22 protein-coding genes and 1 other annotated feature are annotated in these 24,533 nt (G+C 28.9%); of the genes, 15 read left to right on the forward strand and 7 right to left on the reverse strand.

Annotation, left to right across the window (positions count from 1 at the left end; translation table 11 throughout):
- Positions 1-28 precede the first annotated feature (28 nt).
- A complete protein-coding gene (locus tag J2Z24_RS03780) occupies positions 29-724 on the reverse strand; it encodes an LrgB family protein (RefSeq protein ID WP_035144649.1) in 696 nt (231 codons plus the stop codon).
- 5 nt (positions 725-729) lie between these two features.
- Positions 730-1,086, reverse strand: coding sequence for a CidA/LrgA family protein (locus tag J2Z24_RS03785; protein WP_035144647.1), 357 nt, complete (start codon positions 1,084-1,086; stop codon positions 730-732).
- Positions 1,087-1,248: 162 nt separating this feature from the next.
- Here J2Z24_RS03785 and J2Z24_RS03790 point away from each other — a divergent pair, with 162 nt between their 5' ends.
- The 6 genes from J2Z24_RS03790 (at position 1,249) to pflA (ending at position 9,128) form a co-directional block, all read left to right on the forward strand.
- A complete protein-coding gene (locus tag J2Z24_RS03790; RefSeq protein WP_035144646.1) occupies positions 1,249-2,487 on the forward strand; it encodes an MFS transporter in 1,239 nt (412 codons plus the stop codon).
- A 53-nt stretch (positions 2,488-2,540) separates the two neighbouring features.
- Positions 2,541-2,751, forward strand: a binding site (T-box leader).
- Between the two features lie 162 nt (positions 2,752-2,913).
- A complete protein-coding gene (gene argS / locus J2Z24_RS03795; protein ID WP_035144642.1) occupies positions 2,914-4,605 on the forward strand; it encodes an arginine--tRNA ligase in 1,692 nt (563 codons plus the stop codon).
- A 145-nt stretch (positions 4,606-4,750) separates the two neighbouring features.
- Positions 4,751-5,548, forward strand: coding sequence for a ribonuclease H-like domain-containing protein (locus J2Z24_RS03800; RefSeq protein WP_035144639.1), 798 nt, complete (start codon positions 4,751-4,753; stop codon positions 5,546-5,548).
- 61 nt (positions 5,549-5,609) lie between these two features.
- Entirely contained in the window at positions 5,610-5,993 is a 384-nt protein-coding gene (locus J2Z24_RS03805; protein ID WP_035144638.1) for a CBS domain-containing protein, read from the forward strand.
- Between the two features lie 206 nt (positions 5,994-6,199).
- Positions 6,200-8,422, forward strand: a complete 2,223-nt coding sequence (gene pflB / locus J2Z24_RS03810; RefSeq protein ID WP_035144636.1) for a formate C-acetyltransferase — start codon at positions 6,200-6,202, stop codon at positions 8,420-8,422.
- Positions 8,409-9,128: a pyruvate formate-lyase-activating protein gene (gene pflA / locus J2Z24_RS03815; RefSeq protein ID WP_035144633.1), complete on the forward strand. Its 720-nt coding sequence runs from the start codon at positions 8,409-8,411 to the stop codon at positions 9,126-9,128. Before pflB ends, pflA begins: the two co-directional genes overlap by 14 nt.
- A 9-nt stretch (positions 9,129-9,137) precedes the next feature.
- On the opposite strand, the gene J2Z24_RS03820 is transcribed toward pflA, so the two are convergent.
- The 3 genes from J2Z24_RS03820 to J2Z24_RS03830 are packed head-to-tail and all read right to left on the reverse strand — an operon-like array spanning position 9,138 to position 11,300.
- Positions 9,138-9,281, reverse strand: coding sequence for a FeoB-associated Cys-rich membrane protein (locus J2Z24_RS03820; RefSeq protein ID WP_085058963.1), 144 nt, complete (start codon positions 9,279-9,281; stop codon positions 9,138-9,140).
- Positions 9,282-9,295: 14 nt separating this feature from the next.
- Complete coding sequence (gene feoB / locus J2Z24_RS03825) at positions 9,296-11,059, reverse strand: ferrous iron transport protein B (protein WP_035144631.1); 1,764 nt, start codon at positions 11,057-11,059, stop codon at positions 9,296-9,298.
- Positions 11,034-11,300, reverse strand: coding sequence for a FeoA family protein (locus tag J2Z24_RS03830; RefSeq protein ID WP_051593101.1), 267 nt, complete (start codon positions 11,298-11,300; stop codon positions 11,034-11,036). Before J2Z24_RS03830 ends, feoB begins: the two co-directional genes overlap by 26 nt.
- Positions 11,301-11,482: 182 nt before the next feature.
- On the opposite strand from J2Z24_RS03830, the gene J2Z24_RS03835 reads away from it, so the two are divergent.
- The 9 genes from J2Z24_RS03835 (at position 11,483) to J2Z24_RS03875 (ending at position 20,894) form a co-directional block, all read left to right on the forward strand.
- Entirely contained in the window at positions 11,483-11,899 is a 417-nt protein-coding gene (locus J2Z24_RS03835; RefSeq protein ID WP_051593100.1) for a PilZ domain-containing protein, read from the forward strand.
- A 118-nt stretch (positions 11,900-12,017) separates the two neighbouring features.
- Complete coding sequence (locus J2Z24_RS03840) at positions 12,018-12,752, forward strand: HAD-IB family hydrolase (protein WP_035144629.1); 735 nt, start codon at positions 12,018-12,020, stop codon at positions 12,750-12,752.
- Positions 12,753-12,794: 42 nt separating this feature from the next.
- Positions 12,795-13,430: a ribonuclease H-like domain-containing protein gene (locus J2Z24_RS03845; protein WP_111947567.1), complete on the forward strand. Its 636-nt coding sequence runs from the start codon at positions 12,795-12,797 to the stop codon at positions 13,428-13,430.
- Positions 13,431-13,517: 87 nt separating this feature from the next.
- Entirely contained in the window at positions 13,518-14,210 is a 693-nt protein-coding gene (locus tag J2Z24_RS03850) for a FadR/GntR family transcriptional regulator (protein WP_035144681.1), read from the forward strand.
- Between the two features lie 239 nt (positions 14,211-14,449).
- Positions 14,450-15,970, forward strand: a complete 1,521-nt coding sequence (locus tag J2Z24_RS03855; RefSeq protein ID WP_035144626.1) for an L-lactate permease — start codon at positions 14,450-14,452, stop codon at positions 15,968-15,970.
- Positions 15,971-16,003: 33 nt separating this feature from the next.
- Entirely contained in the window at positions 16,004-17,278 is a 1,275-nt protein-coding gene (gene larA, locus J2Z24_RS03860) for a nickel-dependent lactate racemase (protein WP_035144625.1), read from the forward strand.
- Positions 17,279-17,381: 103 nt separating this feature from the next.
- The gene (locus J2Z24_RS03865; RefSeq protein WP_035144624.1) at positions 17,382-18,170 is read left to right on the forward strand and encodes an electron transfer flavoprotein subunit beta/FixA family protein; all 789 of its coding nucleotides are present in this window, start codon (positions 17,382-17,384) and stop codon (positions 18,168-18,170) included.
- Positions 18,171-18,257: 87 nt separating this feature from the next.
- Entirely contained in the window at positions 18,258-19,454 is a 1,197-nt protein-coding gene (locus J2Z24_RS03870; protein ID WP_035144623.1) for an electron transfer flavoprotein subunit alpha, read from the forward strand.
- Between the two features lie 30 nt (positions 19,455-19,484).
- Positions 19,485-20,894: an FAD-binding oxidoreductase gene (locus tag J2Z24_RS03875; RefSeq protein ID WP_035144622.1), complete on the forward strand. Its 1,410-nt coding sequence runs from the start codon at positions 19,485-19,487 to the stop codon at positions 20,892-20,894.
- A gap of 39 nt (positions 20,895-20,933) precedes the next feature.
- Here J2Z24_RS03875 and gltX read toward each other — a convergent pair whose 3' ends face one another.
- Positions 20,934-22,394: a glutamate--tRNA ligase gene (gltX, locus tag J2Z24_RS03880; protein ID WP_035144621.1), complete on the reverse strand. Its 1,461-nt coding sequence runs from the start codon at positions 22,392-22,394 to the stop codon at positions 20,934-20,936.
- Between the two features lie 546 nt (positions 22,395-22,940).
- Positions 22,941-24,452: an MBL fold metallo-hydrolase RNA specificity domain-containing protein gene (locus J2Z24_RS03885; protein ID WP_035144620.1), complete on the reverse strand. Its 1,512-nt coding sequence runs from the start codon at positions 24,450-24,452 to the stop codon at positions 22,941-22,943.
- Positions 24,453-24,533 lie beyond the last annotated feature (81 nt).

Genomic DNA, 24,533 nt, shown 5'->3' on the forward strand with positions numbered 1-24,533 from the left:
CCCCACTTATATGCAAGTGGGGATATTGCTAATGTAAAAACTTTACTATTATAGGAGCTAAAAAAGATGTAATGAGCCCAGCTATACCTATAGCTAAGCTACTCATGGCTCCTTGAGTTTCACCCATTTCTATAGCTTTTGTAGTCCCTATGGCATGAGAGGCTGTTCCTATAGATATACCAATAGCTATAGGGTTTTTAATTTTAAATATTTTACATACTATAGGAGCTATAACTGCTCCCATTATACCAGTTATTATAATAGCTGATACTGTAATAGCAGGTATACCACCTAAAACTTTAGATACTTCTATACCTATAGGAGTTGTTATGGATTTAGGAACTAGTGAGTAGGATAATTCACTGGTCAGACCAAAAGCTTTACAAAGATAGAAGATACTTAGTATAGCTGTGATAGATCCTATTGTTACTCCAAGTAATATAGGTATAGCATATTGTTTTATTACATTTATTTTTTTATATAAAGGTACAGCAAGTACTACAGTGGCAGGTCCAAGAAAAAAGGAAATAAGTTTTCCGCCTCCATCAAAATAATCTAATTTAATGTTAAAAGATATTAACATACATACTATTAAGGCTATACATATTAAAAGAGGATTGAACAAAGCTATTTTTGTTTTTCTGTATATGTAAAGACCTATTTCAAAACCTATTATAGATACCAGTATTCCGAAAATAGGGGAATTTAAAATTTCCTGAATCATTATAATTATGCCTCCTTACTTGTAAATTTTATGTATAATTGAATAGTCCAACCTGTAATAACTATTATTATTATAGTTGTTATTAAGCATACTGCTAAGAATGCTAGCCATTTCCCTTTAAGGATAGGAATACAAGATAATATGCCTACTCCTGCGGGAACAAAGAAAAATGCTAAATGATCAAGCAAAAATTTACTTATATAATTTATTTTATTTAATTTTATTATTCCTGAGGATAAGCATAAAAACAATATAATCATTCCTATAACATTTCCAGGGATAGGTAGTTTGAAAAAATTATGTATTGCTTCACCTAATAGGCAAATTAATAAAATTATTCCTAACTGTCTTAGTAATCTCAAGGTAACACCTCTTTTCTAAATCTGAAGTTTAAACAACCAATATTTATTCTATTACTTTTTTATTAGAAATACCATAGGAAAATAAAAGTTGAAATTTTTAAACAAATTAGTATTGGGGCAATATATAATTAATAGTGTAAATTGAAAAAATGGAGGGGCTTTATGAAAACTTTGCTACATAAATTTATAAAACCATATAAGGGACTACCAAGGGAAATATATATAATTTTTATATCTAGAATGGTAAACAGTTTGGGAAGCTTTGTATATCCATTGCTTACGCTTATACTTACTCAAAAAATACATATTGATGTAAAGAATGCAGGACTATTTATGACTTCTATATCATTATTTTCAGCACCAGGTATGCTTATTGGAGGAAAACTTGTAGATACAATAGGGAGAAAAAAAGTAATATTAATATTTCAGAGCTTAGCATTAACAGTATTTATAGTTTGTGGATTTTTAGAACCTTCATTAAAAATGGCCTATATATTGATGTTAGCTCCTATATTTTATTCCTTTTGTATGCCTGCTCAAGATGCTATGACAGCAGACTTAACTACAAAAAGAAACAGAAAAGAGGCATTTTCTCTTCTCTACATGGGGCATAATTTAGGGTTTGCTATAGGACCGGTAATAGGAGGTCTTTTATATAAAAATTATTTGTCATTTGTATTTTTTGGTGATGCTTTTACAACATTTGTGTCATTAATTCTTTTAACTATTTTTGTTGGAGAAAGTTCTAAGTATAAGATTAAGCATAAAATAAAAGAAGAAGAGACTTTAGAAAAAAGAGAAGATGGATCTGTTTTTAAAGTGTTATTCAATAGAATGAGTTTAATTTATTTTGCACTAATATCTTTTATTTACCAGTTTGCTTATTCACAGTGGGGTTTTTTATTACCACTACAGCTAGGGAATATTTTTGGAGAAGGAGGGGCAAAATATTTTGGATTTATGGCAGGGTTTAATGGATTTTTAATTATATCTTTTACTCCTTTTCTTCTAAGACTTACAAGTAAGAAAAATAATTTGAAAGTGATATCTTTAGGAGGAGTACTATATTCTGTATCATTTTTAATATTTTCCATTACTAATAATATAGTATTATTTTTTATAGCAGTAGCAGTTATGACTATGGGGGAAATAGTAGTTTCTATAACTACTCCAGTATTTATATCTAATAATAGTCCTGTAAGTCATAGAGGAAGAATAAATGCTATACTTCCTACTATTTATGGAGCTGGATGGGCCATGGGACCTGTAGCTATGGGAAAGTTTTCATCAATGTATGGAATAGAAAAAGGTTGGACACTATTATTCATAGTTACTTTAATTGCTGCAGTGTTAATGAGATGGTTAGTAAACTTTAGTAGAAAAAGTATTGCTTCTCCTTGACAAAGTATGAACACAAATAATATAATTTACTTTGAAATTAAAAAGACTTCAATAAAAATTCTATGATAAGGAGAGTACTTTTTAACGTTTCTTTAAGCGAGCAGGGAATGGTGAGAGCCTGTAAGAGGGTAAAAAGGAAAAGAACCTTGGAGAAGCCCATTTGAAATCTTATTTAGAGAGTAAAGTGAGACGCTAGCCCCGTTAAGGCATTAAGTGGACTTTTGTCAATTAGAGTGGTACCGCGGAATATTACCCGTCTCTTTTATTTAAGAGAGGGGTTTTTATATTATACAAAAACAAATAAAAAATAATGAAAGAACTTTTTAACAAAAGTTCTAAACATGAAATTATAAAAAATTCAATTGTTGATTTTTATCCACATTTATTATTTAACATTTTAAATTTAAAATTTCAGGAGGTTTTAAAATGGATTATAAAAAGATTGTAGCGGAAAGAATAGGTGCAAAGGTAGATCTGCCTATAGAAACAATAGAACAGTTAATAGAAATACCACCAAGACCAGAGATGGGAGATTTTGCATTTCCATGTTTCCAATTAGCTAAAACTTTAAGGAAGGCTCCTAATATGATAGCTAGCGAACTTAAAGAAAATATAGATAAAGAAGGCTTTGAAAAAATAGAAGATTTAGGACCTTATTTAAACTTTTTTGTAGACAAAGCTATATTTACTAAAGATACTATAGAAAAAGTTCTTAATGAAGGTAATAACTATGGTAAATCACAAATAGGAAAGGATATAAATATTGCATTAGAGTACTCTTCACCTAATATAGCAAAACCTTTTCATGTTGGACATTTATTTAGTACATCTATAGGAAATTCTTTATATAGAATATTATCTTCACAAGGATATAATTGCACAAGAATAAACCATTTAGGTGACTGGGGAACTCAGTTTGGTAAACTTATTTCAGCCTATGAAAGATGGGTAGATGAAGAAGCTTTAGAAAAAGAACCAATAAAAGAATTGTTAAGAATATATGTAAAATTCCATGATGAAGCAGAAAAGGATCCATCATTAGAAGAAGAAGGTAGAATGCATTTTAAAAGGTTAGAAGAAGGTGCAGAAGAGGAAGTTAAGCTTTGGAAGAGATTTAGAGACTTAAGCTTAAAGGAATTCGAAAAAGTATATCAAATGTTGAATGTACAGTTTGATTCCTATGCAGGAGAAAGTTTTTATGGAGATAAAATGGATGCTGTAGTAGAGGAAATAGAAAATAAGGGATTAATTACAGAGAGCAACGGAGCAAAAGTTGTAATGCTTGAAGAATATAATATGCCGCCATGTATTATAAAAAAATCTGATGGAGCTACTATATATGCTACTCGTGATTTAGCAGCAGCTATTTATAGAAAGAACACATATAATTTTTATAAGAGTATATATGTAGTAGGACTAGAACAATCCCTTCACTTTAAACAGGTATTTACTACATTAAAGCTTATGGGACATGAATGGGCAGATCATTGTAAGCATGTAGGGTTTGGATTAGTAAGATTTGCAGATAGAAAGCTATCAACAAGAAAGGGAGAAGTAATATTTTTAGAAGATTTATTAAATGAATCTATTGAGAAAACAATTGAGGTAATAAATGAAAAGAATCCAGACTTAGAAAATAAAGAAGAAGTCGCTAAAAAGATAGGTATAGGAGCAGTAATATTTACTTATCTAAAAAACAACAGGGAAAGAGATATAGTATTTAACTGGAATGAAATGTTAAGTTTTGATGGAGAAACAGGACCATATGTACAATATAGCTATGCGAGAGGAAAAAGTGTATTAAGAAAATTAGGTAGTGCATCAGGAGAAATAGATTACAGTAAATTAAATTCAAAGGAAGAATTTGAATTGATAAAGATTTTAGAAGGATTTAATAATTCTATATTACACGCTATAGATAAATTAGAACCTTCAATAGTTACCAGATATGTAATAGATGTAGCTAAAAACTTTAATAAGTTCTATAATCAATATAGTATAATTAATGCAGAAGATGAAGAAATAAAGAAAGCAAGATTAAAGCTTGTAGAAGCTACTTGTCAAGTAATAAAGAATGGATTAAATTTATTAGGCATAGAAGTAGTAGAGAAAATGTAAATTTTAATTTGTGCAGAATAGAGTACTTTCTATTCTGCATTTTACTATAAAAATTAATTAAATAGCTAATACTTAGTATTTAATTAGTCAATATATTGTTGTATAATTATATTCGTTCTTACAGTATAGGGGTTGGAGGATAGAAATGATAATTAGAGAAAATATACAGCAAGTATCCATAGAGTATGAAATTTTTCATAAATATAAAATGGATACATTAGCTTATTTTGATATAGAAACTACAGGATTTGATAAAGAGGAAAACAATATAATATTAATTTCTCTAGGATGGTATTTAGATAATGAAAGATTTTCAGTAAAACAATATTATGCTGAAGATTTAACAGATGAAAAATTTATATTAGAAGTTTTTGGACGAGATATAGAGAAATTTTCAATTTGGTGTTCATATAATGGTATAGCTTTTGATGAACCTTTTATAAAACATAGGTTGCAAAGATATGAATTGACGTTTAATATGCCTAATGAACATGTAGATTTATATAGATTAATAAGACCTTATTATAAACAATTAGGTATGAATAGATGTAATTTAAAAACTGTAGAGAAATTTGTTGGTATAGAAAGAGAGGATACTATTGATGGAGGAGTAAGTGTAGAACTTTATAATAGATATCTTCAAACTTTAAATGAAGATTTAAGGGAAAAAATTATGCTTCATAATTATGAAGATGTATTAAACCTTCCTAAATTATTTAATATAATATATAAAGTTGAGAAGAGTGATTATATTGTAAGAGAAGATGCTGTAACACAAAAACAGATTAAATATTTAAGTTTTTTATTAAAGAAAAATAATATAAATTTGAATAGCGATTTAAAAAAAATATCAAAAAAAGCTGCATCTAGAGTTATTGATAGTATTTTAAAGGGAATCAATGATAAAGATAAACTAGAAGAATTAATTAAAAATAGTTATTAAAGCATAATCCTTAGACACAAATTGAATAAAATGGTATAATTAATAGAGGGGGTGTTTGATTATGCTAATAAAGGATATAATTAGTCCTAATTTAGTAACTGTAAAACCTGAAGATACATTGAAAAAGACTTTAAATATTATGAATAAGGAAAATATTAATGGAACTCCAGTTGTAGACGATAATGAAAGTTTAGTTGGAATGATAGTAAAGGCTGATATCTATAGATTTTTAATGGAAGAAGGCCACTATGATACATGCCCCGTAGATTGGGTTATGACTAAAAATGTTGTAACTGGAAAGCTAGAAGATGATTTATTAGAAGTAGGTAGAAAATTAAGAGAAAAAGATATAATAGCCATGCCTATAGTAGATGAAGAAAACATAATTAAAGGGATAATCACTATAGAAGATATTATGGATTATTTTTTGAAAAAGGAAGATTAATATTTTGGTATATTGTAATTTAACGTGATAAAGTGAAAAATAGAGTAAATTAGTGAAAAGATAAAGCTAATTTACTCTTATTTTTTATTTTGCTTTATATTAACGTATGATATAAGTATATTTTTATTAAATATATGGTACAATGTGAATGTAATCTATAAAATTTATAAAAATATTCGTATAAATATTTGAAGGAGGATGACAGAGTGAATAAACAGTGGCAAGGATTTAATGAAGGAAATTGGATGAAGTGTGTTGATGTAAGAGACTTTATTCAAAAGAATTATGTCCCTTATTATGGGGATGATAAATTTTTAAAAGGTATAAGCAGCAAAACAAAAGCTGTATGGGATATAAGCAATGATCTTATTTTAAAGGAATTAGAAAATGGTATATTAGATGTAGATACAAATACAATAGCTGGCATAGATAGTTATGAACCAGGATATATAAAAAAAGATAGGGAAGTTATAGTTGGACTTCAAACAGATGCACCACTTAAAAGAATAGTAAATCCCTTTGGTGGAATTAGAATGGTTAGACAAGCTCTAGAAGAGTATGGATATAAAATGAATTCATATATAGATGAGGTGTTTTCAAAATATAAAAAAACACATAATGCAGGAGTTTTTGATGCTTATACAGATGAAATGAGAAAAGCTAGAAGTGCGGGAGTGCTAACAGGACTTCCAGATGCTTATGGAAGAGGAAGAATAATAGGAGATTATAGAAGAATAGCTTTATATGGTATAGACTTTTTAATAGAAGAGAAGAAAAGAGATTTAGATGAAATAAAAGGAACTATGTTAGATGAAAAAATAAGGCTTAGAGAAGAAGTTACAGAGCAAATAAGAGCTTTAGGCAAAGTAAAGAATATGGCTTTATCTTATGGAATTGACATATCAAAACCAGCCTCAAATGCTAAGGAAGCAGTACAGTTTTTATATTTTGGATATTTAGCGGGGGTTAAAGAAAATAATGGAGCAGCTATGTCACTTGGTAGGACAAGTACCTTTATTGATATATATATTGAAAGAGATATTAAAAATAATATAATAACTGAAGAAGAAGCCCAGGAAATAATAGATCAGTTTGTTATAAAATTAAGATTGGTAAGACATTTAAGGACACCTGAATATAATGAATTATTTGCAGGAGATCCAACTTGGATAACAGAATCAATAGGTGGTGTGGGAATAGATGGAAGACCATTGGTTACAAAAAATTCTTTTAGATTTTTGCATACTTTAAAAAATTTAACTCCAGCTCCTGAGCCAAATATGACAGTACTTTGGTCAGAAAATCTTCCTAAAAATTTTAAAAAGTTTTGTGCAAAAATGTCTATATTAACAGATTCAATACAATATGAAAATGATGATATAATGAGACCTATTTATGGAGATGATTATGGCATAGCTTGTTGTGTATCAGCTATGAAAATGGGAAAGCAAATGCAATTTTTTGGAGCAAGATGTAATATAGCAAAAGCATTGCTCCTTGCTATAAATGGTGGCATAGATGAAAAGAAAGGAATGCTTATTGTACCTAATATAGAGAAGATAGAAGATCAAGTATTAGATTATAAAAAGGTACTTGTAAATTATCACAAAGTATTAGAATATTTAGCGAATCTATATGTAAATACAATGAATACAATACATTTTATGCACGATAAATATGCCTATGAAGCATCACAAATGGCTTTACATGATACAAAAATAGAAAGACTTATGGCTTTTGGAATAGCTGGTCTTTCAGTAGCCATAGATTCTTTAAGTGCAATAAAGTATGCTAAAGTTACTCCTATAAGAAAAGATGGCATAGCAATAGATTTTAAAACAGAAGGAGAATTTCCTAAGTATGGCAATGATGATGATAGAGTAGATACAATAGGGATAGAACTAGTAAAAAAGTTCTCAGAAGAGTTAAAGAAAAATCCAACTTACAGAAATGCAAAACATACTCTATCAGTTCTTACAATAACATCAAATGTCATGTATGGCAAAAAGACAGGTACTACCCCTGATGGAAGAAAAATTGGAGAAGCTTTAGCACCAGGAGCAAATCCTATGCATGGAAGAGATATGGAAGGGGCTTTAGCTTCATTGAATTCTGTGGCTAAAATACCTTATGCTCATTGCGAAGATGGAGTATCAAATACATTTTCTATAGTTCCAGATGCCCTTGGTATGGATATAGAAAATAGAATAGATAATTTAGTAAGTATTATGGATGGGTATTTTTGTCAAGGAGCTCATCACTTAAATGTTAATGTATTAAATAGAGAAACTTTAATAGATGCTATGGAGCATCCAGAAAAATATCCTACTTTAACTATAAGAGTATCAGGCTATGCAGTTAATTTTAATAGATTATCAAAAGAACAACAATTAGAGGTAATAAGGAGAACTTTTCATGAAAGAATGTAATGGTAAAATTCATTCTATAGAAAGTATGGCATTAGTAGATGGTCCTGGAATACGAGTAGCAGTTTTTTTTCAAGGATGTAATTTAAGATGTATATATTGTCATAATCCGGACACTTGGGATTGTAAAGAAGGATATGAAATTTCATCTAAAGAACTTTTAAAAAAGATAGTAAGATATAAACCTTATTTTAATAAATCTAATGGAGGAGTAACTTTTTCAGGAGGAGAATGTTTAATACAAAAGGATTTTTTACTTCAAATATTAAAACTTTGTAAGAAGGAAGGTATTCATACTGCCATTGATACTTCAGGATATGGAACAGGAAACTATGATGAAATACTTAAATATGTGGATTTAGTAATATTAGATATAAAACACATAGATGATAATGGATATAGAAATATAACAGGACATGGTATTAAAGGACTTAATGACTTTATTGAGGCTTTAAATAAAGCAAATAAAAAGGTATGGATAAGGCATGTAGTAATACCAGGATTAACAGATACTAAAGAGCATATAATTAAGCTTGAAAAAATTATAAAGAAAATAGATAATGTAGAGAATATAGAGTTGCTTCCATATCATACATTAGGAAAATATAAATATGAAAAGTTAAATATAAAATATAAATTAAATCACATAGGAAATATGGATAAAGATAAATTATATGAGTTAGAAAAAGTTTTAAAAAAAGATGAGTAGTGAATATCACTACTCATCTTTTTTATAGCTTGGACAATGAGAAGAACAACTTCCGCAATCACATTTTCCATTAGCTTTATTTTTTATATTTTTATATAAAATATATACAGCAAAAACGACTATAGCTGAAGTAATTCCTATTTGAAGTGCCATAGGGCATCAACCTCCTAAAAAATTAAATTCCCAATGTTAAATATTAAGAATGAAACAACCCATGCTAACATCATTTGATAGAATACAGAAAATAAAGTCATTTTTGTTCCATACTCTTTTTTCATAGTAGCTATAACAGATACACAAGGAGTGTATAGTAATATAAATACTAAAAAACTATAAGAGGAAAGCACAGTAAAATGATTTGGTAAAATTTCTGTTAGATTTCCACCATAAATAACTCCCATAGAACCTATAATTACTTCTTTAGCCATAAGACCTGTTAAAAGTGATACTGAATTTTCCCAAGAAGCAAATCCTAAAGGTTCAAATATAGGGTTGATAAATCTTCCGATAGAAGCTAATAAACTTTCATTAATATCTACCATACCACTAAAACTAAAGTTTGATAAAACCCAAACTATAACTGAAATTGAGAATATAATAGTACCTGCTTTCTTTAAGAAACCTTTTCCCTTATCCCAAGTATGTAATAATAGGTTTCTCAATTCAGGCATTTTATATTCAGATAGTTCTATTATAAAAGGTTCCTCATCCTTTTTAAAAAGGGTATTCTTAAAAAGGATTCCTACAATAAATGCTAACAGTATTCCTAAAAGATAAAGAGAAAAAACCACGAAAGATTCTTTCCCAGGGAAAAATACTGCCGCAAATAAAGCGTAAACTGGTAGCCTAGCATTACATGACATAAGGGGAACTAAAAGTGCTGCAAGTTTTCTATCTTTTTCACTTTCTAAGGTTCTTGCAGCCATAATGCCAGGAACAGAACATCCAAAACCAACTACAAGAGGAATAAATGCCTTTCCTGAAAGCCCCATTTTTCTCATAATCTTATCCATTATAAAAGCTGCTCTTGCCATATAACCACTATCTTCTAGGAAGGATATTCCTAAGAATAATGCAAGAATTACAGGAAGAAAGACTATAACAGATCCCACACCACCAACAATTCCATCTATCAATAAGGACTTAAACCAAGGACTTGTTCCAGACAAATATACATCTAAAATTGGTATAAATTTATCATTTAATAATTCGTCTAACATATCAGCTAAGGGTTGGCCTACCCAACTAAAAGTAAATTGAAATATTAAAAATAGTATTCCTAAAAAAATAGGGTAAGCCAAAAATCTGTTCAATACTAAATTATCAATTTTTTCCGTTATGGAAGATTGATTAGTTTTAGTATATGACAATGTTTTGTTTAGTACTTTTTCTATATAATTATAAGTTTCTTCTTCATTGTGAAATTGATATTCATTATCATCAATAGTGCTTAAAAAATCACCGCTTAAAAGCAGTTTGTTAATTTTATCTATGCCTATACCTTTGGAAGCAGATATAGGTATTACTGTAACTTTTAATTCTTTACTTAAAGTTTCATAATCTATTTTAATACCTTTATTTTCTACTATATCAATCATATTTAATAATAAAATAATAGGTTTCTTAAATTCTTTAAGTTGACAGGTTAAATATAGATTTCTTTCCAAATTTGAAGCATCTACAATATTTAAAATTACATCTACATTTCCATTCTTTAAAAATTCCTTTGATACTTTTTCTTCATTTGAGTAGGTATCCATAGCGTAAATTCCTGGAAGATCTACTATCTTTATAGATTTACCAATGTAACCTTCCTTTTTCTCTACAGTTACTCCAGCCCAATTACCCACATATTGGTTAGAACCAGTTAAAGCATTAAATAGAGAAGTTTTACCAACGTTTGGATTACCTAGCAGTGCAGCAGTTATCATATATTGCCTCCAGTCTTTCTTTAGATTCTATAGAGATGTTTTTAGCATCATTTTTTCTAATAGCTAGATCAAAACCTCTTAAATTAATAATAATAGGATCACCAAAAGGAGCAACTTTTTTTACACAAACTTCTGTACCTTTTATGCATCCTAAAGCTAGTAATCTTTTTGCTAATTTTTCATTACCGTATATATCCTTAACTAAAGCTGTTTGTCCAGGTTTTAAATCAAAAATACTCATAATATCACTCCTTATTTTATTTGAAAACTATTATCATTATCAAATAAAATATATCATTTTTATAATGACATGTCAATATAAAATAATATATTTTTAAATAGGACAATTAACAATATAAATTTTATGATATAATAAATTGTAAATTGTAATTTTAAAATGTATTGGCTGATGAGGTGATAGTATTGTCTTCTAATATTTATAAAAAAGGAGAATATATATATAAGATTAATGAAAAAAGATCTAGGAAAAGAGCACAATTTGATTTAGATATACATTATCCTAGAATAAATGATAAAAGTATGTATATCAAATATGAAACTGATGAACCTTTAATGAAGGGAATCAATATATCTTCTACAGGCATATTATTATTAAGCAAGGTACCTGTTAAGACAGGAGATTTTATTTCTTTTTCTATGAGAATAGGAGATTATCCTTCTTTTTGGTGTTTATGCGAAGCTAAATGGGTAAATTCAAATGTAAATAATTGCTTAGTAGGTTGTGAATTTTTTTCTTTAACAATGCAACAAATAAATACAATTAAAGAATATGTAGAAAATAGTGCAGAAATTCCTTATAAAGATTATTTAGGCTATTAATTGATAAGAACACATAATGTATAGTAGAATAATATATATTATATAAATAGTAGGGTTTTTTCATAAATTCTACTATTTCTTTATATAGATATTGCATAATTATCAGGGGAGGTTTAATATGAAAAAAGTAGCAGCATTTTTTGATATAGATGGAACTCTTTATAGAGAAGGTCTTATTACTGAGGTATTTAAAAAGTTAATTAAATGTGAGATAATAAAACCTGAAAGATGGTATAATGAAGTAAGACCAGAATATATAAAGTGGGATAGAAGAGAAGGAAACTATGATAATTATCTTTTAAAAATGGCAAAAATATATACAGAAGCTATTAAAGGATTGCATAGATACCAAGTTGAGTTCATAGCTAAAAATGTAGTAGAGCAAAAAGGTGATAGGGTATATACTTTTACTAGAGATAGAATAAAATGGCACAAATCTAAAGGGCACATAGTTATAACTATATCAGGAAGTCCTATTGAATTGGTAAAGGAAATGAGCTTGAAGCATGGATTTGATGATTATAGGGGAACTATTTATGCTATGGATGAAAATGAGATGTATACCGGAGAAGTTATACCTATGTGGGATAGTGTAAGCAAGAAAAAAGCTATAGAGAAGTTAACAAAACAATATGATATTGATCTAGAAAATAGTTATGCTTATGGAGATACAGCAGGAGATTTTTCTATGTTTAAGATGATAAAATATCCTGTATGCGTAAATCCTACTAAGGAACTTTTAAATAAAGTTTTAAATGACAAAGAAGTTAAAGAAAAAATAAGAATTATTGTAGAAAGAAAAGATGTTATTTATAATTTAAATTCAGAGAATTTAAGTCTATTCCAACTATAGTATTAGAAAAGAGTGGTAGCATTGATTTTTAGTGAGAAACATGTGGAAGCAGAAAATGTCCAAGATACATTTTCTTTTAAGCATAAGGGATACAGTATATATAAAGACGCTATATTTTTCGATTTAGAACATTATGTTTATAAAAAACCTATTTGTGTAGGTGTATTTGGAGCTTGTTATTATGATGAGGAAAAAGGAATGATAAATATCACTCAATATATGATAGAAGACAAAAGTGATTCTATTAAAATATTAAATTTAGCTAAGAAATATTTTCAAGATGCGTATAAAAAGAATAATAAAAAGTATATAGTTACGTTTTCTGGAAATAATGATTTTACTGTAATTAATTATCTACTTCAGAAATATGGAGTTGATTTTGATATAAAAGCTCATTTTACTCATGTAGATATTCAAAAAGAGTATGAAAAAGCTAAAGGAAGTAATATAGGTCTTAAAGTTTTAGAAAAAGAGTTTAACATAGAAAGAGAAAGTGAACTTATTAGTGGACAGAATTTAGCTAAGACTTTCGGCAAAATTATGAAGGATAAAGATTATATAAATAGAATGCCCAAAGAAAAGAAGGAAAAGATATTACTTTATAATGAACAAGATGTAGTTAGTTTATTTTATATGTCACTTAATTGGTTAAAGGTGATAGGTAAAGGTTGTATGTAAACATTGCAACCTTTATTTTTTGTAGCACTTTCAGAATTTACAATAATGTTATATTATTTATTTATATTGAAAGAAAGGAAGAAAATTATGTTTAATCCGATAAGAAATACAAAAGTATATGAACAAGTGATTTTTCAAATTAAAGATATGATTGATAGGGGAATTTTAAAGAAAGGAGATAAACTTCCTTCAGAAAGAGAAATGGTAGAGAAGTTACAAGTAAGCAGAACATCTATAAGAGAAGCACTAAGATCTTTAGAAATAATAGGTCTTATTGAATCTAGACAAGGAGAAGGAAATTTTATAAGAAGTAGCTTTGAGAATAGTTTAATAGAACCACTATCTATTATGTTTATGTTACAGGATAGTAAATCAGAGGAGATACTTGAGCTAAGGATAAGTATAGAAAGAGAAACAGCTCTTTTAGCAGCACAAAGAATAACTGATGAGGAATTAGAAGAAATAGAATTACTAGTGGAGAAACTAAAAGAACTAAAAGAAGGGGAAGAAATGGCTAAAGTGGATAGAGAATTTCACTATAAAATAGCTCAGGCTTCTAAAAACTTTTTGATTTTAAGTATTTTTAATGCAATGTCTTCATTAATGGAAACCTGTATTAAAGATGCAAGAAAAAATATTTTAATAAAGAAAGACAACAAAGAAATACTTTTTAAACAACATGAAGATATTTATAAAGCTTTATTAGATAGGGATGGAGAAAAAGCTTTGCAGGCAATGAAAACACACTTAGATTTTGCTAATGAGTATATGAGAAAATAAGGTACATTGTTACAATCGTAACAATGTACCTTATTTTTTTTACAGTTTATCAAATATTTTAAAAAATTTGAAGTAATAATAAAATCAAAATTTTAATCTCTTTAAAAGGAAAGAGATAAATAAAATATATAAGAAAAATATGTTAATAAATTAACTATGGTAGAAATATTTGAAAAATTATGATAACATAAAAATAACAACTGGTCGTACCATACTACCAGTAAATAGGGGGGTAAAAAATGAATGAATATGTTCAATTTATCATTGCATTGACACCCATTGTTTGGCTTATTATATCACTTGGGGTATTAAAAATTTCAGGACACAAAGCTTGTTTTACAACATTAGTTATTACTTTGATATTAGCTATAGTATTTTGGAAAATGCCTGTAGTAAATTCTTTTACAGCGGCATTAGAAGGAGTGGCTTTAGGATTATGGCCAATAATGTTAGTTATTATTGCGGCAGTATTTACTTATAATTTATCTGTATATACAAAAAGTATGGAAATCATTAAAAAAATGATGACAAATATAACTACAGATAAAAGAATATTAGTTTTGATACTTGCTTGGGGATTCGGAGGATTCTTAGAGGCTATTGCAGGTTTTGGAACTGCTGTTGCAATTCCAGCTAGTATAATGGCAGCTTTAGGGTTTGACCCAATATTTGCAGCTATTATATGTTTAATAGCTAATACTACTCCTACAGCTTTTGGAGCTATAGGAATACCTGTAACAACACTTGCAAAAGTTACAGGCATAGATGTAGCAAAATTAAGTTATGCAGTAGGGATTCAGCTTTCATTTTTAATAGTAATAGTTCCAGTGATTCTTGTAATGCTTACTGGAAAAAGTATAAAGTCTATAAAAGGAGTATTTGGTATTTCTATAATATCAGGACTAGCTTTTGCAATTCCAGAGGTTTTGACTGCTAAATACTTAGGAGCAGAACTTCCAGCAATTCTTGGTAGTATATCTTCAATGTTTTTTACTATTTTAATTACAAAATTGTTTTATAAAGATACAGCCTCAAGGGAAGAGAAAATTCCATATAAACAAGGTGTAATAGCTTGGTTACCATTCATTTTAGTATTTATATTTATATTATTTACAAGTCCGTTATTCCCAAAAGTAAACGATTTACTATCTTCTGTAAAAACCTCTGTAAACATATATACAGGAGAAGGAGGTAAGCTATATACATTTTCATGGTTAGCTACTCCTGGTACTTTAATTATTATAGCTACTTTTATAGGTGGATTAATACAGGGAGCAAAATTTAAGGAAATTTCTACAGTGCTTTTAAATACATTTAAACAAATGGGCAAGTCCTTTATTACCATATTATCTATAGTAGCTTTAGCAAAGGTTATGGGATATAGTGGAATGATAAAATCTATAGCTTTAGTATTAGTAAAAGTTACAGGAAAGTATTATCCATTTTTCGCACCAATTATAGGTGCACTAGGTACATTTGTTACTGGAAGCGATACTTCCGCAAATGTTTTATTTGGAGGACTTCAGGTAGAAGTTGCAAAGAGTCTAAATATGAGTCCTTATTGGTTAGCTGCTGCAAATACTGGAGGAGCTACAGCAGGGAAAATGATATCTCCTCAAAGTATAGCTGTTGCTACAGCTGCTACGGGACTATTAGGAGTAGAAGGTAAAATTTTAAATGCTACTTTAAAGTTTTGTATGATTTATGTAATATTTTTAGGACTAATAGCATATTTTGGAGCTCCTTTATTTCAAATTTAGATAAATATAATTGAAGAAGAGGTGATAATATAAATGGCAAACATACAAATACCTTATGAAAAGAAACTAATAGACATAGAAATAAGAGATGAAAATTTAATAGGAGTTTTAGAATCAAAAGCAAAAGATTATAAAACTACTAAAACTGAAGAAGAAATAGTAGAAGAAGCTTTAGATAATCCTATAGATAGTCTTAGTTTAGAAGAATTGGTTAAAGGAAAAAGCAACATAGTTATAATAACTAGTGACCATACTAGGCCAGTACCAAGTAAAATAACTATGCCTATACTTTTAAGAAGAATTAGGAAGGTAAATCCTGATGTAGATATAAAGATTCTTATTGCTACAGGATTTCATAGACCTTCTACCAAAGAAGAGCTTATTGATAAGTTTGGAAAAAAAATTGTTGAAAATGAGAATATAGTTATGCATGTATCCACTGATAAAGAAAGCATGGTAAAGGTAGGTATACTTCCATCTGGTGGAGAATTATATTTGAATAAATTGGCAATGGAGGCTGAACTTTTAATAGCAGAAGGCTTTATAGAATCTCACTTTTTTGCAGGTTTTTCAGGAGGAAGAAAGAGTATATTACCAGGAATCGCAGCAGCAGAAACTATAATGGCAAATCATTGTTCTGAATTTATAGGAAGTCCTAATGCAAGAACTGGAAAGCTTAAAGATAATCCAGTGCATAAAGACATGTTATATGCAGCAGAAATGGCAAAATTGGCTTTTATATTAAATGTAGTAATAGATAATAATAAAAAGATTATTTATGCTGTAGCAGGACATAGTGAAAATGCCCATAAAAGAGGATGTGAATTTGTATCAGAGTTATGTGAAGTAAAAAAAATAGAGGCAGATGTTGCAATATCTACTAATGGAGGATATCCATTGGATCAAAATATATATCAAGCTGTAAAAGGAATGACTGCAGCAGAAGCAATTTGTAAAGATGATGGTGTAATAATTATGGTAGCAGCATGTAATGATGGACATGGTGGGGAATCCTTTTATAGAAATGTAGCAGAAGCAGAAACACCAAAAGATTTACTACAAAAAATTAGTAAAGTACCTAGAAATAAGACGGTTCCAGATCAATGGGAGTTCCAAATATTATGTAGAATATTATCAAAGCATAAAGTAATTATGGTTACAGATATGTGTGATCCTAAAATTATAACAGACATGCATATGGATCATGCTAATACTTTTGAAGAAGCTTTAAAAAAAGCCATTGATATTCAAGGTAATGATGCAAAAATAGCAGTTATCCCAGATGGAGTATCTGTTATAGTTAGATAGTTTTTTTATAATATTAATTTTATATAAATATGTAAGCTTAGGATGGAATGGAAACTTCATCTTGAAGTAAAAAATTCTTTATATAGAAAATGGAGGTAATAATATGAATATTTTAGTCTGTATAAAACAAGTTCCAGGAACTTCAAAAGTAGAGGTAGATGAAGCTACAGGAGTATTAAAAAGAGATGGTGTAGATTCTAAGATGAATCCATATGATTTATTTGCTGTAGAAACAGCTTTAAAACTTAAAGAGAAGTTTGGAGGAAAGTTAAAAGTTATAACTATGGGACCTCCTCAGGCAAAAGAAGTAATAAAAGAAGCTTATGCTATGGGAGCAGATGATGGGGCACTTCTTTCAGATAGAAGGTTTGCAGGAGCAGATGTACTTGCCACATCCTATACTTTATCCCAAGGAATTAAAAATATGGGAGAGTTTCAGTTAATAATTTGTGGAAAACAAACAACAGATGGAGATACTGCACAGGTAGGACCAGAAATGGCAGAATATTTAAATATACCTCATATTGCAAATGTATTAAAAATATTAGAAGTTAAAGAAAAATCTATAGTTGTTGAAATGGATATGCCTGATGCTATAGAAGTAGCAGAAATAAAATTTCCTTGTTTAATTACTGTAGAAAAGGATATTTTTCAACCAAGATTACCGTCATATAAAAGAAAGAAATCTACAGAAGATAAGGAAATAAAAGTGTTTAGCTTAGATGATTTTGAAGATAAAGATGAATTAAGATATGGACTCAATGGGTCACCTACACAAGTGGAAAGAATATTTCCTCCAGCAGTTAATGATCATAAAGAAATGTGGAAGGGAACTGGAGAAGAATTAGGAAATAGAATATTTAAATCTTTAAGGGAGATGAAATTTGTCTAAATGACATTATTTAAAAGATAAGATATTGATGCTAGTAATATAATAAAGAAGCTTTATAACTAAATTATTGAAGTAGGGGGAAGTAATATGGGAAAGTTAATAATAAATGAAGATAAATTAAATAGTGAAGTAATAAAAGAATTAATGAGTATATGCCCTTTTAATGCTTTAGAAGAATGTGATGGGAAATTATCCATTAATGCTGGATGCAAGATGTGTAAACTTTGTGTAAAAAAGGGACCAAAAGGAGCAATGGAGTTTGTAGAAGATAAAAAAAGTATAAATAAAGATGAATGGAACGGTATAGCGGTATATGTAGATCATGTAGAAGGGAAAATACATCCTGTAACCTATGAACTTATAGGAAAAGGAAGGGAATTAGCAGCTAAAATAAAACATCCAGTATATGCAGTATTTATTGGCCATAATATAAAAGACAAAGCTGAAGAATTACTACATTATGGAGTAGATGAAGTTTTTGTATATGATCATAAAGAACTAGAAGATTTTAGAATAGAACCATATACAGCAGCATTTGAAGATTTTATAGATAAGGTAAAGCCTTCCTCAGTATTAGTAGGAGCAACTACGGTAGGAAGATCATTAGCACCAAGAGTTGCAGCGAGATTTAGAACAGGCCTTACAGCAGATTGTACTATACTTGATATGAAAGACAATACAGATTTAGTTCAAATAAGACCAGCTTTTGGTGGAAATATAATGGCTCAGATCATAAATCCTAATCATAGACCACAATTCTGTACTGTAAGATATAAAATAATGGATGCTCCAGAAAGAAGCAGTGAAGCTAATGGGAAAATTACATTATGTAATATAGAAGAAAATAAATTTAAATCTAATATAAAAGTTTTAAAAGTTACTAAAAAAGAAAAAGAAGAAAATATATCGGAAGCAGATGTAATTGTAGTAGCTGGAAGAGGAGTAAAGTCTGAAAAGGATATGAAGCTTATAAATGAACTTGCAGATATTTTAGGTGCACAAGTAGCTGGTACTAGACCATTAATAGAAATGGGATGGGTAGATGCTAAAAAACAAATAGGATTAAGCGGAAGAACTGTTAAACCAAAACTTATTATTACCTGTGGAGTATCAGGTTCAGTTCAATTTGTAGCAGGAATGAACAATTCAGAGCATATATTTGCTATAAATAAGGATCCAAATGCTACTATATTTGATGTAGCCCATTATGGAGTAGTAGGAGATATATATGAAGTTATACCAACACTTATAAATAATATAAAAAACCATAATACATTAGCGTAAAGCTAAAGTTGAAGAGGGAGTTGATTGATTATGGAATTATGTAATAATTATAAAAAAATAGATGAAAATGATATAGAGTTTTTAAAATCTATAATAGATAAAGATAGGATATATATAGGAGATGAAATAAATGAGGACTTTAGTCATGATGAATTAGGTGGAGTTAAAAAAATGCCTGAAGTTCTTATAGAAGTATTATCTACAGAGGAAGTTTCTAAAATAATGAAATATGCTTATGACAATAATATACCTGTAGTAGCTAGAGGATCAGGTACAGGACTTGTAGGAGCATCAGTACCAATCCATGGAGGAATAATGATTAATCTTTCTTCTATGAATAAAATATTAGAATTAGATAAAGAAAATTTAACTTTAACAGTAGAGCCAGGAGTTCTTTTAATGGAAATAGCTAAGTTTGTTGAAGAAAATGATTTATTTTATCCACCAGATCCGGGTGAGAAGTCTGCTACCATTGGAGGAAATATTAATACCAATGCTGGAGGTATGAGAGCAGTAAAATATGGGGTAACAAGAGACTATGTTAGGGGACTAGAGATAGTAATGGCTGATGGCACAGTTATGGAGCTAGGAGGAAAGGTAGTAAAGAATAGTTCAGGATATAGTTTAAAGGATTTTATATGTGGTTCAGAAGGAACTTTAGGTATTATTACTAAGGCTATTTTAAAACTACTACCATTGCCTAAAAAGGCTATAAGCTTATTGATACCTTTTGAGGATTTAGATAAAGCTATTGAAACAGTACCTAAAATAATAAAGTCAAAATCAATACCAACTTCCATAGAATTTATGGAGAGAGATGTAATATTGGCATCAGAAGAATTCTTAGGAAAGAAATTTCCAGATAACTCAGCAGACGCTTATCTTTTACTTACCTTTGATGGTAACAGTAAAGAAGAAATAGAAAATAGTTATGATAGTGTAGCAAAAATTTGTTTAGAAAATGGAGCTATAGATGTGCTTATTGCAGATACGGATGAAAGAAAGGAATCTATATGGTCTGCAAGAGGAGCCTTTCTTGAAGCAATCAAAGCTTCTACAACTGAAATGGATGAATGTGATGTTTGTGTTCCAAGAAATAAAATTGCAGAGTTCATAAAATATACTTATAAACTTCAAGAACAGTTCAATATACGTATCAAAAATTTCGGTCATGCTGGAGATGGTAATTTACACATTTATGTTTTAAAAGACGAGTTATCAGAAGAACAGTGGAAAGACAAATTGCAAAAAGTTTTTGATTGTATGTACAATAAAGCAAAGGAACTACAGGGAACAGTATCAGGAGAACATGGTATTGGTTTTGCTAAAAAAGAATATTTATTTGACCTTATAGGAAAAGAACAAAAGGAACTTATGAAAAGAATTAAATTAGCATTTGACCCTAAAAATATTTTAAATCCAGGAAAGGTATGTGAATAATAATAAAAGCCTCCTAAATTAGGAGGCTTTTATTATTATCTATTGAAGTTCTTTTAATTTTTCAATACCTACTTTTATTCTATTTAAAGATTCTTCTCTGCCTAATATTTCAGCTATTTCAAAAGCGCCACCAGGAGTAAATTGTTTACCTGAAACTGCAGTTCTAAGCGGCCATAAAACTATACCGTTTTTAACTCCCATTTCTTGAACAAGATTCATCATTGAATCATGAATTGAATTAAAAGTCCATTCAGTTAAACTTTCAAGTATAGGAAGAGCTTTTTCTAAGCTTTCTAATGAATTTTGGTAATTTGTTTTCATTTTCTTATGAATATACATTTCAGAAGAATAATCAGGCAGTGCTTCTAAGAAATCAATTTGTTCAGGAATTTCATTTAGTACCTCTGTTCTTGTATGCATAAGTTCACTTAATTTCATAAAGTCTAAATCTTTAGTTATTACCTGTTTATAGTAAGGTAATGCTAAACTATGGAATTCTTCTAAAGGAAGTTTTCTTATATATTCACCATTCATCCATTTTAATTTAGCGTTATCAAATATAGCAGGCGCTTTATTTATATTTTTATAATCAAATTTTTCTACAAGTTCTTGTAAAGAGAATACTTCTTGAGTAGTTCCTGGATTCCAACCAAGTAATGCTATATAGTTCATTACAGCATCTTTTAAGTAACCTTTTTCCATTAAGTCCTGGAAAGAAGCATCTCCATTTCTCTTACTTAATTTTTGATGAGCATCTTTCATTATTGGAGGACAGTGTATGTATTTTGGAATTTCCCATCCAAAAGCTTCATACAATCTATTGTACTTAGGTGAAGAAGATAAATATTCACTTCCTCTAACCACATGAGTAATTCCCATAAGATGATCATCCACTACATTTGCAAAATTGTATGTTGGGAATCCATCGGATTTTATAAGAACCATATCGTCCAATTCTGAATTATCAACAGTTATTTTTCCAAATATTTCATCTTCAAAAGTAGTAGTACCAGTAGAAGGATTATTTTGTCTTATAACATAAGGTAATCCGGACTTTAGATTTTCTTCTATTTCTTCTTTTGAAAGATGAGAACAATGCTTATCATATTTATGAGGTCTACCAAGGGCTTCTGAGTTTTCTCTTATCATGTCTAATCTTTCTTTTGTACAGAAACAATAATAAGCTTCACCTTTTTCAATAAGTTTTTTTGCATATTCCATATATATAGATTTTCTTTCGCTTTGAACATAAGGACCTACAGGACCACCTATATCTGGACCTTCATCGTGGTGAAGACCTGTAATTTTTAAAGTGTTATAAATAACATCAAGAGCTCCTTCTACTTGTCTTTCTTGATCTGTATCTTCAACTCTCAATAAAAAATCTCCATTATCATGTTTTGCTATTAAATAAGCATACAATGCAGTTCTCAAGTTACCAACATGCATATAGCCTGTAGGACTTGGAGCAAATCTTGTTCTTATTTTTTTACCATCCATAATTTTCAACTCCTCATTTTATTATTTTAAACCTATGAAGTGAATTTAATCTTTAAATAGCTTATTAAACTAAAGACTAAATTTACTTACTTTAGGATATTTAAATTCATAAGTAAATTATATATTACTTATTTAAGGGGAAGTTCTTATTACTAGAACAGAGCCCCTAAGATAAAATAAACACCTCTCATCCACAGATTAGGGACGAAAGGTGGCATGATCAGATTAATTCTATGATATAATACTGTGTTTTGTATGTCAAGTTTATGTAAAATTTTTTTAAATAATTAGTAGTAGAGTAATATAAATATTTTATATAATATATTTACCAATATTTATTGATTTATTCACTAAATAAAAAAGTGCGTCACACTTTTTTTAGAGTACAAATTACAGAGCATAGAGTACAGATAAGGAAAATTTTTCTTCATTAATATTACGAAAAATTTTAGATTAAAGCTTTTCTGTAGTGATAACAAAAGAAAAGCTTCCTTATCTGTATTATTTGTACTCTGTACTCTAAAAAATTGTATATAGTATTATACTTTATTCAATGCTTTCTTTTATTTTATCTAATAATAAATTTTTATCTATTTTATCTATGTCTGTAAGAGAGTCTAGAAGTGTTAAGATTTTATCTTTTACTATACTCTTTTCTTTTACTTCATCTCCAGGTACAAAGGTATTTCCTGCTTGCATTATAATCGAATTATATCCTTTATTATCTAAAAGCTCTTTAAAGCTATTTTGAGCATCTTCTTCACCATGAACTAATAAAATTCCTTTAGGCTTAGTTTTAAAGTTTTCTATCCATTCAATTAAACCATTTTTATCTGCATGACCTGAAAGGCCTTGAAGGTTATATATCTTTGCATTTACTGCTATTTCTTCACCAAAAATTTTTACTTTTTTTGCTCCATCTAAAATAGCACGCCCTAATGTTCCTTCAGCCTGATATCCTACGAATACAATAGAACTTTCTTTTCTCCAAAGATTATGTTTTAAATGATGTTTGATTCTACCTGCTTCACACATTCCGCTAGCAGATATAACTAAAGCTCCACTGTGTATTTTGTTTACTTTCATAGATTCTTCAGGAGATTTAGTAAATGTTAGTCCTTCAAAAGCCAGTGGATTATCTCCATTTTCAACAAGCTTTGTAGCTTCTTCATCATAATATTTTGTGTATTTATTAAATATAGAGGTAGATTCTGCAGCTAAAGGACTATCTACATAAACTTTAAGATCTTTTAACAATCCATTCTCTACATAATGATTTAAAGCATAGAGAACTTCCTGAGTTCTTCCAACAGCGAAGGAAGGAATGATTACATTGCCACCTCTTTTAAATGTAGATTTTATAATATTAACTAATTCCCTCAAATTATCATTTAAATTTTCATGAACTCTATTTCCATATGTAGTTTCCATTATTACATAATCAGCATAATCGATATTAGTAGGATCTTTTAATAAGGGAACTAATTTATTACCAAGATCACCAGAATAAACTAACTTTATTTCTTTTTCATCTTCTCTTATAAGCATTTCAACAATAGACGATCCTAAAAGATGACCTGCATCTCTAAATCTTACTTTAAATCCATCAAATAATTCTATCCACTGGTTATAAGGATATCCAGTAAAAAGATATGAGGATAGTTGAGCGATTTTTACAGTATATAGAGGTTCTATAGGAGGTTGTCCAAGTCGCATTCTTTTTCTATTTATCCATTGTATTTCCATTTCTTGGATATGGCCACTATCTTCTAACATTATATTACATAAATCCTTTGTTCCTTCAGTACAAATAATGTCGCCTTTGAAACCTTGTTTATATAATAGAGGAATTCTTCCACTATGATCTATATGAGCATGTGATAATACTACATAATCAATATCCTTAGGATTAAAATTGAAGGTTTCATTACCTCTTTCTTTTTCATCTTTTCCTTGATATAAACCACAATCTAAGAGAATTTTTTTATCTTTAACTTTTAATAAGTGTGAGGATCCAGTTACACAACCAGCAGCCCCGAAAAATTCTATTTTAACCATAATTATCCCTCCTATGTCATTAAGTATAGTTAAATTATAACATCATAGTTAGAAAAAAACTAATACTTTAAATATAAAAAA

Source organism: Clostridium tetanomorphum (genome assembly GCF_017873215.1).
In the GTDB taxonomy this organism is placed as follows: Bacteria; Bacillota; Clostridia; order Clostridiales; family Clostridiaceae; genus Clostridium_AO; species Clostridium_AO tetanomorphum.